The following is a 13,714-nucleotide window of genomic DNA, read 5'->3' on the forward strand; positions in this document are numbered from 1 at the left end:
CGCGCCGCACGGCCCGCCACGCACGGCCCAGCGACCCGCCACGCACGGCCACCGGCCCATCGCGTACGGGGCGGCCCGCCGCCCGTGCCGCGGCCGTACGGCCGTCAGTAGGCGTACGGCCGTCAGCGGGCGAAGCGGAACGCCGACGGCCGGGGCGCCCTGGTGAGCCGCCGATAGAGGGTGGTCGGGCCCGGCCAGTTCGTGGTGATCCGGCCCGCCGCGTCCTTGTACCAGCTCGTGCAGCCCGCCTGCCACACCGTCGAGCCCATGGCCTCCGCGAGACGCCGCCGCCAGGCGTCCATCGCCGCGGGATCCACCTCCATCGGCCCCCGCTCCACCAGGTACGGCAGGCAGCCCATGACGTACCCGACCTGACACTCGATCATGAAGACGATCGAGGTGTGGCCCAGGTTGGTGTTGGGACCGTACAGCAGGAACAGGTTCGGGAAGCGCGGTACCGCGATCCCGAGGTACGCCTCGGCGCCGTCCTTCCACTCCTCGGCCAGGCGGCGCCCGCCGCGGCCCACCACCTCGACGGGCGACAGGAAGCCGGTGGCGTCGAAACCGGTCGCGTAGACGATCGCATCGGCCTCGCGGAGCCCGCTGGTCGTCTCCACGCCGCCCGGCGTGACGCGGACGATCGGCTCGGTGACGACGTCCACGTCCGGCCGCGTCAGCGCGGGATAGAACCCGCTGTCGATGACGATCCGCCGGCAGCCGACCGGGTAGTCCGGGGTCAGCCTCGCCCGCAGCGCCGGGTCCGGCACCTGTGCCCGCAGGTGGGCCAGGGCCCGCTCGCGCACCATCCCGGCGCTCCACCCGCCGGACAGGGCGGGATAGAGGGTGCCCTCGGTGTACCGGTAGAACCACTCCCGGTACCCGCGCTGCAGGAACGGCACCCGGCGCAGGGCCGTCCGGGCGACGGGACCGAAGACGCCGCCGGGCTTGGGGAGCACCCAGTTGGGGGTGCGCTGGAAGACGTCCAGGTGGGCCGCGGCCTCGGCCACCGGCGGGATGAGCTGCGCCGCCGACGACCCGCTCCCGATCACCGCGACCCGCCGCCCGGTCAGGTCCGCCGAGTGGTCCCAGCGGGCCGAGTGGAAGGAGACGCCCCGGAAGTCCTCCATGCCGGGGATGTCCGGCAGGTGGGGACGGCTGAGCTGCCCCACCGCCGACACCACCACGTCGAACAGCTCCTCCCCGGCATCGGTCCGCACCCGCCAGCGGCCCAGCGACTCGTCGTAGACGGCGGCCGTGACCTCGGTGTCCAGCCGGACGTGCGGCCGCACGCCGTACCTGTCGGCGCACATCTCCAGGTAGGAGAGGATCTCCGGCTGCCCGGGATAGCGGCGGGTCCAGCTCGAATACCTCTCGAAGGAGAAGGAGTACAGGTGCGAGGGGATGTCGCACCCCGCCCCCGGGTAGGTGTTGTCCCGCCAGGTGCCTCCGATGCCCGGCCCCCGCTCGAAGACCGTGAACGAACCGATCCCGGCCTCCTTCAGCCGGATGGCCATGCACAGGCCGGCGAACCCGGCCCCGATGATCGCGACAGTCGGCCCCATGCGCCCGCCCTCCCGGATGCCCGTGCCCGCCCGCCGGGAGACCCCGGCGGGCCGTGCGCTCCGCCGGAGATCAGCGTCCTGCAGACCGGGCGGCGAAGTAAAGACCGCGCGGAGGGGCCGGCTCCGGCCCGCGACGAGGGCGCGCCCCACCGGCAGGGTCTTCGCGCCGGCCGGCCCTCCGTGAGGGAGCCGTGGTGGTCGGAGAACGCCGGGAACGCCGTCCGTACCGGCCGCCGGGCCGGCCGGTAGTCTGCGCACGTGCCTACCCTTGCTGACGTCGTCACCGAGCTCGAATCGACCTACGACCCCCGCTGGGCCGAGTCCTGGGACGCGGTCGGGCTCGTCTGCGGAGACCCCGCCGCGCCGGTGCGGCGGATCCTGTTCGCCGTGGACCCGGTGCCGGTCGTGGCCGAGGAGGCCCGAGCCTGGAACGCCGACCTGATCGTCACCCACCACCCCCTCTACCTGCGCGGCACCACCAGCGTGGCTGCCACCACCTTCAAGGGCCGCCTGGTCCACACACTGATCAGAAACGACATCGCCCTGTTCGCCGCGCACACCAACGCCGACGTCGCCGACCCCGGCGTCTCCGACGCGCTGGCCCGCGCCGTCGGCCTCACCGGCCCGCTCACCCCCCTCGTCCCCGCCGCCGACGACCCACGCCGCGGCCTCGGCCGCGTCGGATCGCCGCCCGCCCCCGTCACCTTGCGCGAGTTCGCCCGGCAGGCGGCGCGGGGCCTGCCCGCCACCGCCGGCGGCCTGCGGATCACCGGAGACCCCGACCGCGAGGTACGGCGCGTCGCGGTGAGCGGCGGCTCCGGCGACTCCCTCCTCGGCGCGGCCCGCGCCGCCGGGGTGGACGTGTTCCTCACCGCCGACCTGCGCCACCACCCGGCCAGCGAGTTCACCGAGGAGCCCGGGGGGCCGGCGCTGATCGACGCCGCCCACTGGGCGACCGAGTGGCCCTGGCTCGCCGACGCGGCGCGCCGCCTGGCATCCGGACTGGCCGCGAAGGGGAATACTGTGGAGACGCGCGTATCCGAGACGGTCACGGACGCCTGGACGACAACAGCAGAGTGCGAGGATCTGAAGTGAAAGCAGCCCCGGCGGCGCAGAAGCGCCTACTCGACCTGGCCGAACTCGACTCCGTCATCGACCGGCTGGCCCATCGCCGCCGCACCCTGCCCGAGCTGGCCGAGATCGACGACCTGTCGGCCCGCGTGGCCCGGCTCGCCACGCAGGTCATCGCCGCCGAGACCGAGGCGGGCGACCTCGCCCGCGAGCAGACCAAGGCCGAGTCCGACGTCGACTCGGTCCGCGTCCGCGCCGACCGCGACCAGAAGCGCCTCGACTCCGGCCAGGTGACCTCTCCGAAGGACCTCGCGAGCCTCCAGTCCGAGATCGCCTCCCTGCACCGCCGCCAGAGCGACCTGGAGGAGGTCGTCCTGGAGATCATGGAGCGCCGCGAGGCGGCCGACGAGCAGGTCACCAAGCTCTCCGCCGAGCGGGACCGGCTCGCCGGGCTCCGCGCCGACGCCGAGGACCGCAGGGACGCCGCCTTCGCCGAGATCGACAAGGAGAACGGCGAGGTCAAGGGCAAGCGCGGCGACGTCGCCACCGAGATCCCCGCCGACCTGCTCTCCCTCTACGAGAAGCTGCGCGAGCAGTTCGGGGTGGGCGCCGCCATGCTCCAGGGCGCCCGCTGCCTCGGCTGCCGCACGAGCCTGTCCATCGCGGAGATCAACCGCATCAAGGCCACCTCCCACGACGAGGTGATCCGCTGCGAGGAGTGCCGCCGCATCCTGGTCCGCACCGCGGAATCGGGCCTGTGACCTCCTTCGTCATCGAGGCCGACGGCGGCTCCCGGGGCAACCCGGGGCCCGCCGGGTACGGCGCCGTCGTCAAGGACGCCTCGGACGGTCAGGTGCTGGCCGAGACCGCCGAGGCGATCGGAACCCAGACCAACAACGTCGCCGAGTACCGCGGGCTGATCGCCGGCCTGCGGTCCCTCCTGGCCATCGCTGGCGACGGCGCGGCCGTCGAGGTCCGGATGGACTCCAAACTGGTCATCGAGCAGATGGCCGGCCGCTGGAAGATCAAGAACGAGGGGCTGCGGCCGCTCGCCTCCGAGGCCGCCGGGCTGGCTCGGCGGCTGCGGGTCACCTGGCGGTGGATCCCCCGGGAGAAGAACAAGGACGCCGACCGGCTGGCGAACGAGGCGATGGACGCCGCGGCCAAGGGCCGCCCCTGGCGCCTCGCCGGCGAGGCGGCCGCTGCTTCGTCCGCCTCCGGCCCGCCGACCGGTCCGGCCGCCTCCGGTGGGCCTGCCGCCGGGTTCCGCGAGACCGTCTCCCGTGAAGCCGCTTCCCGGGCTTCCGGCCCGGTCGTCTCCGGTGGGCCCGCGGCGGGGGTCCGCGAGCCCGGCCCGGCCGGTCACCGGGCCGCGACCACCATCCAGGACTCCCTGCTGGACCTCATCGGCGGGGAGGAGACCGCGACACCGGCCCCGTACGGCCCGGCGAACGGGACGGACCCCGAGACGACCGCGGCGACCGGATCCGGCGTCGGCACCGGCTGGCGTCCGCCCACCACCGTGGCGACCTCGCTGCTGCTGCTCCGGCACGGTGAGACCCCGTTCTCCGCCGAGCGTCGCTTCTCCGGCGTCGGCGACCCCGAGCTCACCTCCGTCGGCATCGCCCAGGCCGAGGCCGCCGCCGCCAGGCTGTCGCGCCCGCCGTACGGCATCCAGGTCGTCGTCAGCTCGCCGCTCAAGCGAGCCCGCGTCACCGCCGAGATCGTCGCGGCGAGGCTGGGGCTGGAGGTCGAGGTCGAGGAAGGGCTCAAGGAGGTCGACTTCGGCGACTGGGAGGGCCACACCTTCACCGAGATCCAGCGTCGCTGGCCGGACGAGCTCGCCGCGTGGCTGGCGGATCCGTCCGCCGCGCCGCCGGGTGGGGAGAGTTTCGAGACGGCGGCGCGGCGGGTCCGGGCGACCGGGGACAGGCTGGTCGAGCGCTACGAGGGCAGGACGGTCCTCGCCGTCTCCCACGTCACGCCGATCAAGACGCTGCTGCGGCTCGCGCTGGAGGCTCCCCCCTCCGCGCTGTACCGCATGCATCTCGACCTCGCCGCGCTGTCCCTGATCGAGTACTACGCCGACGGGCCCGCGGTGGTGAAGGCGGTCAACGACACCTCCCACCTCCGCTGAGGCCCTCCGGTCCGTGGACGTCCGTTCTCCGGGCGCCCACCGGGCGGGCGTCCGTCCGCGCTGAAGCCCCGCGCTCTGAACGTTCACCGAGTGGGCGTCCGTCCGCGCTGAGATCCGCGCGCCGGACGTCCGCCCGTCCCTGAAGCCTGCTGAAGCCTGCGCTCCGGACGTCCGTACAGGCTGGGGGCCGTGACGTGCCGCACGTCCGTCCGGAGCGTGGGCGGCTCCCTCCTCGGCGCCGCCCGCGTTCCACATTCGACCGGAGACGACTTGTCGTCCGGTTGGAGATCGGTTGGGAGCCGATAAGCTTGGAGTACGGCGGACGAGCCGGCCGGGCGGCCGCGTCGGGTCCCTTCCGGGCCCGCCGAGGAAGGTCCGGGCTCCACAGGGCAGGGTGGTCGGTAACGCCGACCCGGGGTGACCCGCGGGACAGTGCCACAGAAAACAGACCGCCCCTCCTTCGCGGGAGGGGTAAGGGTGAAACGGTGGTGTAAGAGACCACCAGCGCCCACGGTGACGTGGGCGGCTCGGTAAACCCCACCTGGAGCAAGGTCAAGAAGGGACGCTCTCCGGAGCGTTCCGCGCGCGACGTTCGAGGGCTGCCCGCCCGAGCCGCGCGGGTAGACCGCTTGAGGCCGCCGGCAACGACGGCCCTAGATGGATGGTCGCCCCTTCACGTCAGTGAAGGACAAAACCCGGCCTACAGGCCGACTCGTCCGCCTTTCCCGCCCTGACCTGGAGACAGGGATACGAACGGCCGGCACGGTGGCGTGCGCGAAGGGCCACGGGCCACCCGATCATCGACCTCGCCGGGGCCGGGCCCGAAGCTCGCCCCCGCCTCAACCCGCCGATGAAGCAGGAGCGTGATATACACCCCTTTATAGAATGAACGAGACTGATGTGTCGCAAGTGGCACAACCGGACGCGCTCACACCGGCGCTCATCGGCCGTGACGACGCCATGGCCACGATGGTCGCCGCGCTGTCGCGGCCCGCTCTCGTGCTCGTCGAAGGCGAGGCGGGCATCGGCAAATCCCGCCTGCTGGACGAGTGCCTGGCCGCCCCCGCCCTGCGCGGGCGCGTGGTGCTCATGGCCGCCTGCCCTCCCCTGGAGGAACCCTTCCCGCTCGGCGCGGTCGTCGACGGGCTGCGCGTCTTCCACGACCGCCTGGGCGAGCTGGAACTGAGCCCACTGGCCGGCGCGCTGCGCCCGCTGTTCCCGGAGTGGGCACCGTGGCTGCCGCCGGCGCTGGAGGCGCTGCCCGACCCGCAGGAGACCCGGCACCGGCTCTTTCGCGCGCTCAGCGAGCTGATCGACGCGCTCAGCGTGGACGTACTGGTGGTCGAGGACGCGCACTGGGCGGACACGGCCACGCTCGACTGGCTGCTCACCCTGGCCGCCTCCCGGGACGCCAAGCGCTCCATCGTGGTCACATACCGGCCACTGGACGTCGGCGAGGGCTCACCGCTGCTGCGCCTGACCTCGCGGCCGCCCAGGAACATGGCCTGGGAGCGCATCTCGCTGGAGCCGCTGGACGTGCCGCAGGCCCGCGCACTGGTGGAGTCGATGTTCGCCACCGCCGACGTGTCCGATCGCTTCGCGGCCTTCCTGCACGAGCACACCGGCGGCATCCCGCTCGCGCTGGAGGAGACCGTGCGCCTGCTGCGCGCCCGGCGTGACATCTTCCGGTCCGAGAGCGGCTGGCGCCGCCGCATCACCGAGGAGCTGCGCGTCCCGCCCACGATGCGCGACTCCGTCCTGGAACGCGTCGCCCGCCTCGCTCCGGACACCCGCGCCGTGCTGGAGGCCGCCGCGGTGCTGGAGGCGCCCGCCGACGAGGCGCTCATCGCGGCGGTCGCCGGCCTCGGCGAACCCGCCGCCCGCGACGGCCTGACCGGCGCGCTCGCCTCGGGCCTGCTGCGCGAGGCCGGGCGCGGAACGTTCGCCTTCCGCCACGTGCTGGCCTCGCGCGCGGTCGCCGAGGCCACCCCGATCCCCTCCAGCCGCAGGCTGCACCACCGCGCGGCCCTGGCCCTGCGCGAGGGCGAGCATCCGCCCGTGGTACGGCTGTGCCGCCACTTCCGGGAGTCCGGCGACGTCGAGGAGTGGTGCCGCTACGCCGAGGCGGCGGCCGAGCTCGCCCTGGAGGCGGGTGACGGCCACACCACGGTCGCCATGATGCTGGACCTGCTGACCACCGCCGACCATCCGGTGGAGCGCCGGGTCCGCCTGGCGCGGCGGCTCGGTGTTGCCGTCTCCGTCACCGCCGAGCCCCTGCTGGGATTGGGGGAGCGGGTCCGCACCGCGCTGGAGGAGACCCTCGCCCACCCCGGACTGCCGGCCCGGGCCAGGGGAGAGATCGGGCTGCGGCTGGGCCGGCTCCGCTTCCACCTGGGTGAGTTCGAGGCCGCGATGGTGGGCCTGGAGGCCGCCATGCCGGATCTGGAGGACCGGCCCGAGCTCGCCGTCCAGGCCATGCTGTTGCTGGCGAACCCGATGATCCGCGCCTGGCCCCGCACGCGGCACCTGGCCTGGGCCGGCCGGGCGGAGGAGCTCTTCCCACTGATCAGCGGGCCGGTCGAGCGGGCCGCCTTCCTCAGCAACCAGGTCGCCGCGCTGCTCAGCCTCGGCGAGGAGGACGGCTGGCGGGTGGCGCGCAGCCTCCCCGCCGACGGGGCGGGCCGGCTGGAACGTCAGGAGATCGCCCGCGGGCGCCTGATGGCGGGCCAGTTCTGCACGCTGTGGGGCAGGCACGACGACGCCCGCGCCTACCTGGACTCGGCGGCGGCGCTGGTGGAGCGAGTGGGGTATCGCCGGATCGAGGGCGCCCTGAGGCTGGCGCGGGCGCACCTGGCCTGGCACGACGGGCGGTGGGAGGGACTGGACGACGTGGCCGCCGAACTGGCCGGCTCGGAGGCGGCCGACGAGGCGACCCTCCTGGAGGCGCGCATGATCCAGGGCTTGCTGGACCTGGCACGCGGCGTCCCGCAGCGGGCCGAGCGTCGGCTGCGCGAGGTCCTGGCCGCCAGCCTCCCACGCGGACACGCCGATCCGTTCATCTTCCCCGACGCCGCGCTGGCGCGGATCCTGCTCTCGCGCGGCGAGCCGGAGGCCGCGCTGGAGATCACCGAGCCGGTGATGGACATGATCGCCGGAAAGGACGTGTGGCTGTGGGCCACGGAGGTCCTGCCGGTCCATCTGGACACCCTGCTGGCCGCCGGGCGGGCGGGAGAGCGTGACGGCCTGGTGGCGGCCTTCGCCGCCGGGGTGTCCGGCCGTAACGCCCCCGCCGCCGCGGCGGCCGTCCTGACCTGCCGTGCCATGGTCACCGCCGACCCGCGAGCGGCGGCCGGCCTGTTCGGCCGGGCCGCGGCGGCGTGGGCGGAGCTGCCACGCCCCTATGACCGGCTGCTCGCCACCGAACGCCAGGGGCGCCGCCTGCTCCAGGCGGGAGAGCGCGAGCGGGGCCTGACCGTGCTGGAGCAGAGCCAGCGGCTGCTGACGGAGCTGGGCGCACGCTGGGACGCGGACCGGGTGGCCCACCTGCTGCGCGAGCAGGGAGTCGAGGTGGCCCGCCCGTGGCGCGGCGGGCGCAGGGGCTACGGCGACCGCCTCTCCCCGCGCGAGGTGGAGATCGTCGCCCTGGCGGCGCGCGGGTGGACCAACAAGCGCATCGCCGAGATCCTGACGCTGTCGCCGCGCACGGTGGAACGCCACCTCAGCGCCGCCATGCGCAAGCTGTCGGTCACCACGCGCACCGCGCTGGTCACCGTGGCCGCCGCCGAGGGACTGCTGGACCAGACACCGACATAGAACGTCTTTTCCCCATTAATTGGGTGATTTGCCGACTCGCGATGTAGGTGGGTCCGCTCGATCCTGATCTCCATGCGCAACGATCAGCCGGACATCGAGCCGGACACAGCGTCGGGCACGGTGCCGGACACGTCACCCGATACCGAGCCGGACACCGCCGGGGGGCAGCAGCACCTCCTCGACGAGCCCCCGCCCGACGGCGCGCACGAGCCGCTGTGAACCACCACGTCGTCCGCCTGCCGTACCGGCGCGGGCAGAAAGCGGAACAGAGATGACGATGCACAGGTCGGGCCTCGCGCGCCTGGCCACGACCGGCCTGGCGCTGGCGCTGGCGCTGGCGGGAGCCGGTCTCGCCGGCCCCGCCGCGGCCGCCCCGCCGCGCGACCCCGCCGCGATCACCGTGAACCCCGTGAACCCCGCAGGCCCCACGACCCCGCCCGGCAAGGCGAGCACCTCCACGGTGACGCTGCTGACCGGCGACCGCTTCCAGGTCGAGATCGATGAGCACGGCGGCCAGCAGGTCAGCAGGCTCCCCGGCGGCTCCCCGGCCGGCGGCACGTTCTCGCAGTTCACCCTCCGCGGCGACACCTACGTCGTGCCGTCCGAGGCGGTGCCGTACCTCGGCAAGACCATCGACATGCGCCTGTTCAACATCGGTTACCTCGTGCGGGCCAAGCTGGACGACGAACGCAGCGCGACCCTCCCCGTCACCGTGCGGGCCGGCCGCGCCCAGGCCGAGGACCTGCCCGCCACCAGCGTCACCGCCGCCGACGACGGCGCGGCCACCGCGACGGTCACCAAGAAGGACGCCGCCGCGCTGGGCAGACTGCTGGCCGAGACCTGGCGCGACGCGAAGGGCGCCGCCGTCGGCACGCTGCCCGGCGTCGAGCGGATCGAGCTCGCCGTCCCCGAGGGCGCGCCCGAACCTCCGCCCTCGCCGCTGGCCGCCGACGCGTCCGCCGCCAAGGCCCCCGGCGGGGGCCTGCGCTACCACATGCTGACCGTCGACTCGATCGACCGCGACGGCACTCCCGGCACGATGATCGGCGCGGTGCAGAACGTCGACGACGGGGCCCTGGCCACCTTCGGCTTCGCCTTCCCCGGCGAGGACAAGAAGTCGTTCATGGTGCCCGAAGGCACCTACAGCATCATGGCCACCGTGCTCACCGCCCCGGGGACCGACCTCACGGCGAAGACCGCACTTGTGATCAAACCCGAGGTGCGGGTCACCTCCGACACCAGCGTGGTGCTGGACGCCCGGAGCGCGGTGCCGTATCGGCCGGTTCTGGCCACACCGCCGCAGGCGCCGCTGATCCGGTCCGACTCGCTGGCGTTCCTGCGCACCAGCGTCGCGGGCGACCAGACGGGCGTCAGCCCGTCCGGGATGGTGGCGGGCTTCCTGTGGAAGACCATCTCCGACCCGGTCACCGGCAGCCCCGACCTGTACGTCACCCCGACCAAGCCGGTCAAGCGGGGACACTTCAACTTCGCGGGCTTCACCATGCTGGCCGAGAACGCCGACTCCGGCCCGCAGATGGGCGCGACCTACAAACTGGTCTTCCCCTACGGCGACGCCGTCCCGGCCACGATGACGCAGGCCGTCAAGAAGTCGGAGCTGGCCGCGGTGCGGTCGACGCTGTACAACACCGCGTCCGACCACGTCTCGCCGGGCCCGCTCAACCGGCTGTCGTACGTGTTCCTGCCGTGGGGGTGGTCCGACGCCGGCCACGGCAACCTGCCGGCCACCGGAGAGCGCGTCGACTACGTCTACAGCACCAGGCCCGACCAGGTCTACTGGCAGCACGCCGTGGGCACCGACACCATGGAGCGCGTTTACGGCGTGCGCCGCAAGCTGCGTCCGGGCCAGGAGGTCCGCGAGGTGTGGAACCTCGGCCCCAGGACACCGTCGGCGGGCGCCACCTACGTGCAGGAGGCCCGCCCCGGGATGGGCGGAACCCCGGACATGCGGGTGGACGAACCGCTGCTGCAGGTCTGCCTGGCCTGCCGGCAGGGCTCCCTCGGCACGGTCTACCTGACGGGATTCGCCGACTCCGAGCCGCTGCACTCGGCGGAGGAGCAGTACGCCGCGTCACGGCTGACGTTCCATCGGGACGGCAAGCCCGCCTTCGACCTGGGCACCGGCGGCTACTCGCCCTACCTGCCCGCACCGGTGACGCTGCCGCTGCTGCCCCGCCCGGCGGACTACCGCCTGGTGTGGAACTTCGCCAGCCAGGCGAACGCCCAGTCGCAGAGCCGGACCGAGTGGACGTTCCGCTCCGGCCCCGGCGACGCGGCCGCCGCGCCGCCCGAAACCCTCCAGTGCGCCGACCCCACGCGGGGCTGCTCCTTCCTGCCGCTGTTGTTCGTGCACTGGAACCTGGCGCTCGACCTTGACTCCCGGGCCAAGGCCGGACAGGCGTTCGACGTCGGCTTCCGGGTCTCACACCAGGAGCACCAGGCCCCGCCCACCCGCGTGAAGGCCACGGTCGAGGTGTCCTACGACGACGGCACGACCTGGTCGGAGCCGAAGGCCGCCACCGCCGGGCCCGGCGGCACGTTCACCGCGCCGATCACGCACCCGGACTACTCCGAGCCGGTCCGCTGGGTGTCGCTGCGGGTCACGGCGCAGGCCGCCGACGGCGGCACCGTCACCCAGACCAACATCCGCGCCTACCGGCTCGCCGGCTGACCGGGAGACATGACATGCGCATCCATCGGATGACGACGCTCGGCGGAGTGGTGGCGATGCTGCTCACCGCGCTGACCCCGCTGACCTCGTTCGCCCCGGCCGCCTCCGCCGCCGCGCCGCCGGCCGCGAACGCCGCCTGCCCCGAGGACCCCGGGCAGGCGACGTGCCTGCTGCGCGCCGCCATCGGCGGCGACCGCCCGCTGCCGAACGGCGCCGACACCACCGGCGGCGGGCCGCTGACCGCCAAGGACCTGCAGGAGGCCTACCGGCTCCCCGCGGACTGGCTGGGCGGCGGCCAGACCGTGGCCATCGTGTCCCCGTACGACAACGTCGCGGCCGAGGACGAACTGGCCGAGTACCGCAAGGTCAACGGCATGCCTCCGTGCGACGCCGACTTCCCCTGCTTCAGGAAGGTCAACCAGCGCGGAGGCGACACCCCGCCGGCCCCGAGCCCCGCCTGGTCGCTGCACAGCACCATCGGGCTGGAAGTCGCCGCGGCCGCCTGCCCCAACTGCAAGCTCCTGCTGGTGCAGGCCGACGACGAGTCCCTGGCCAGCATGGCGGCGGCCGTGGACCAGGCCGCCGCCCAGGGAGCCACCGCGGTCGTGCCCATGTGGGGCGTGGCCGAGCACGAGGGCCAGGGCGCGCAGGCCGCTCACTTCGACCACGCCCGCACCGCCGTCGTCGCCCCCTCGGGCATGGGCTTCAACAGCGGCGGACGCCAGACCGTCCCAGCGGCCTATCCGTCGGTGATCGCCGCCGGCGGCACCCAGCTCTACCGGGACCCGGCCACCGCCCGCGGGTGGAACGAGTCCGTCTGGCGCGACACCGCCTCCGGCTGCTCGATGTACGAGCTCCGCCCGGCCTGGCAGCCGCGCGGAGCCTGCGGGACCCGGCGCACCGTGGCCGACGTCTCGGCGGTGGCCTCCGCCGACACCCCGGTCCAGGTCTACAGCTCCCACCTGGGCGGGTGGGGCACCGCCGCGGGCACCCCCGTCGCGGCGGCGTTCATCGCCGGCGTGTACGGCCTGGCCGGCACGGACTCGGCCATCCCGGCCGGCAAACGGCTCTACGCCGCCTCCCGGTACCTGAACGACGTCACCGCGGGAAGCAACGGCGCCTGCGGCGGCGGCGGCATCTGCACCGCGGTGCGCGGCTACGACGGGCCCAGCGGCATGGGCACCCCCAACGGCACCGGCGCCTTCTAGGAGACCCCTGATGCGAACACCACGATCCCCGCTCCGGCGGTTGCGGCGCGCCACCGTCGCGGCCGGCCTGACCGCCCTGTTCGGCACGGCCCTCACCGCGATCACCACCACCCCGGCCGGCGCCGGGGCGCCGGCGCCCTGCGTGCCCACCTGGAAGATGCTCGACGCTCCCGCGAGCCAGGGCGTCGTCGACGTCGACGTGGTCGCCCGCGGCGACGTGCGCTTCTCCGAGCAACTCGACGGGGGCGCCCGGTCGCTGCGCTGGAACGGCCGCTCCCTGGCCGAGAACGGCCCGCAGATCCCCGTGCCCGCGCGGACCGTGAACCGCTTCCAGGTGGGAAGCGGCTCGTTCGACGCCACCGGCGGCTGGTCACTCGTCAATCTGCACGGCGCCTACCAGCCGGACGGCACCGGTGTGCTGGCCCGCCTCGACCGCGGGCGCTGGACGCTCACCCCGGCCGCGGTGCCGAACAACCCCGAGACCGGCCCGTCGTGGCTGTCGGACGTCGCCACGGTGGACTCCGCCCAGGCGTGGGCGGTGGGCCGTACCGAGGGTACGGAGGGCGGCGCGCTCATCCAGCGCTGGGACGGCACGGAGTGGACGGCGGCCGACCACCCCGCCGCCCGCGAAGCCTGGGCGAGCCTGCAGTCGGTGAAGGCGGTGTCGGCCACCGACGTCTGGTCCGCCGGGTACCGCAGAAACGAGCAGACCGGCAAGTACCAGCCGCTGGTCCTGCACTACGACGGCAAGTCCTGGACCGGCACCGCGCTGCCCGACACCGGCCCGGAAGGGATGCTGTACGCGGTCACCGCGTCCGGCCCCGGCGATGTCTGGGCGGCGGGCATCTCCGGCAGCCAGAGCAACCCGGAGCCGCTCCTGCTCCACTGGGACGGGCGGAGCTGGACCACGATGACCCCGCCGCCGACGGGCCCCTACGGCAGCGAGATCCGCAACCTGTACGCGCCCGCCCCCGGCAAGCTGTGGGCCATCACCAACGACAGCAGCAAGGGCGTGTTCCACCTGCGACATTGGGACGGCGCCGCCTGGCAGGAGGCCAAGCCTCAGGGCGAGCAGCCGGAGGCGTACGGATTCGTCTTCTTCGACGTGGACGGCAGCGGCCCCGACGACGTGTGGCTGACGGGCTCCTCCTATCGGACGGAACCCTCCGAGATCGGTTACCCGCAGATGCTGTCCCGCCGCCTGATCGCCCACCTGAGCTGCGGGAGCAAGTGA

9 protein-coding genes and 1 other RNA gene are annotated in these 13,714 nt (G+C 73.9%); 9 read left to right on the plus strand and 1 reads right to left on the minus strand.

The window, feature by feature from the left end; translation table 11 throughout:
- Positions 1-122: 122 nt before the first annotated feature.
- Positions 123-1,562, minus strand: a complete 1,440-nt coding sequence (locus ACZ6W9_RS26085) for a flavin-containing monooxygenase (protein ID WP_470120108.1) — start codon at positions 1,560-1,562, stop codon at positions 123-125.
- A gap of 258 nt (positions 1,563-1,820) precedes the next feature.
- On the opposite strand from ACZ6W9_RS26085, the gene ACZ6W9_RS26090 reads away from it, so the two are divergent.
- The 9 genes from ACZ6W9_RS26090 (at position 1,821) to ACZ6W9_RS26130 (ending at position 13,714) form a co-directional block, all read left to right on the plus strand.
- Positions 1,821-2,657: a Nif3-like dinuclear metal center hexameric protein gene (locus ACZ6W9_RS26090; RefSeq protein WP_470120110.1), complete on the plus strand. Its 837-nt coding sequence runs from the start codon at positions 1,821-1,823 to the stop codon at positions 2,655-2,657.
- Positions 2,654-3,394 (plus strand): zinc ribbon domain-containing protein, encoded by a 741-nt coding sequence (locus tag ACZ6W9_RS26095; protein WP_362944927.1) that lies wholly within the window; start codon positions 2,654-2,656, stop codon positions 3,392-3,394. Before ACZ6W9_RS26090 ends, ACZ6W9_RS26095 begins: the two co-directional genes overlap by 4 nt.
- Entirely contained in the window at positions 3,391-4,770 is a 1,380-nt protein-coding gene (locus tag ACZ6W9_RS26100; protein ID WP_470120112.1) for a bifunctional RNase H/acid phosphatase, read from the plus strand. The genes ACZ6W9_RS26095 and ACZ6W9_RS26100 overlap by 4 nt, the downstream gene beginning before the upstream one ends.
- Positions 4,771-5,093: 323 nt before the next feature.
- Positions 5,094-5,489: RNase P RNA component class A (gene rnpB, locus ACZ6W9_RS26105), an RNA gene on the plus strand.
- 190 nt (positions 5,490-5,679) lie between these two features.
- Positions 5,680-8,583 (plus strand): AAA family ATPase, encoded by a 2,904-nt coding sequence (locus ACZ6W9_RS26110; protein WP_470120114.1) that lies wholly within the window; start codon positions 5,680-5,682, stop codon positions 8,581-8,583.
- Between the two features lie 72 nt (positions 8,584-8,655).
- Positions 8,656-8,802, plus strand: a complete 147-nt coding sequence (locus ACZ6W9_RS26115) for a hypothetical protein (protein ID WP_389965844.1) — start codon at positions 8,656-8,658, stop codon at positions 8,800-8,802.
- 52 nt (positions 8,803-8,854) lie between these two features.
- Entirely contained in the window at positions 8,855-11,272 is a 2,418-nt protein-coding gene (locus tag ACZ6W9_RS26120; RefSeq protein ID WP_470120116.1) for a hypothetical protein, read from the plus strand.
- Positions 11,273-11,286: 14 nt separating this feature from the next.
- Positions 11,287-12,480, plus strand: a complete 1,194-nt coding sequence (locus ACZ6W9_RS26125) for a S8/S53 family peptidase (protein WP_470120118.1) — start codon at positions 11,287-11,289, stop codon at positions 12,478-12,480.
- Positions 12,481-12,490: 10 nt separating this feature from the next.
- Complete coding sequence (locus ACZ6W9_RS26130) at positions 12,491-13,714, plus strand: hypothetical protein (protein ID WP_389965853.1); 1,224 nt, start codon at positions 12,491-12,493, stop codon at positions 13,712-13,714.

The sequence above is a fragment of the Streptosporangium sp. NPDC053982 genome (assembly GCF_055585205.1).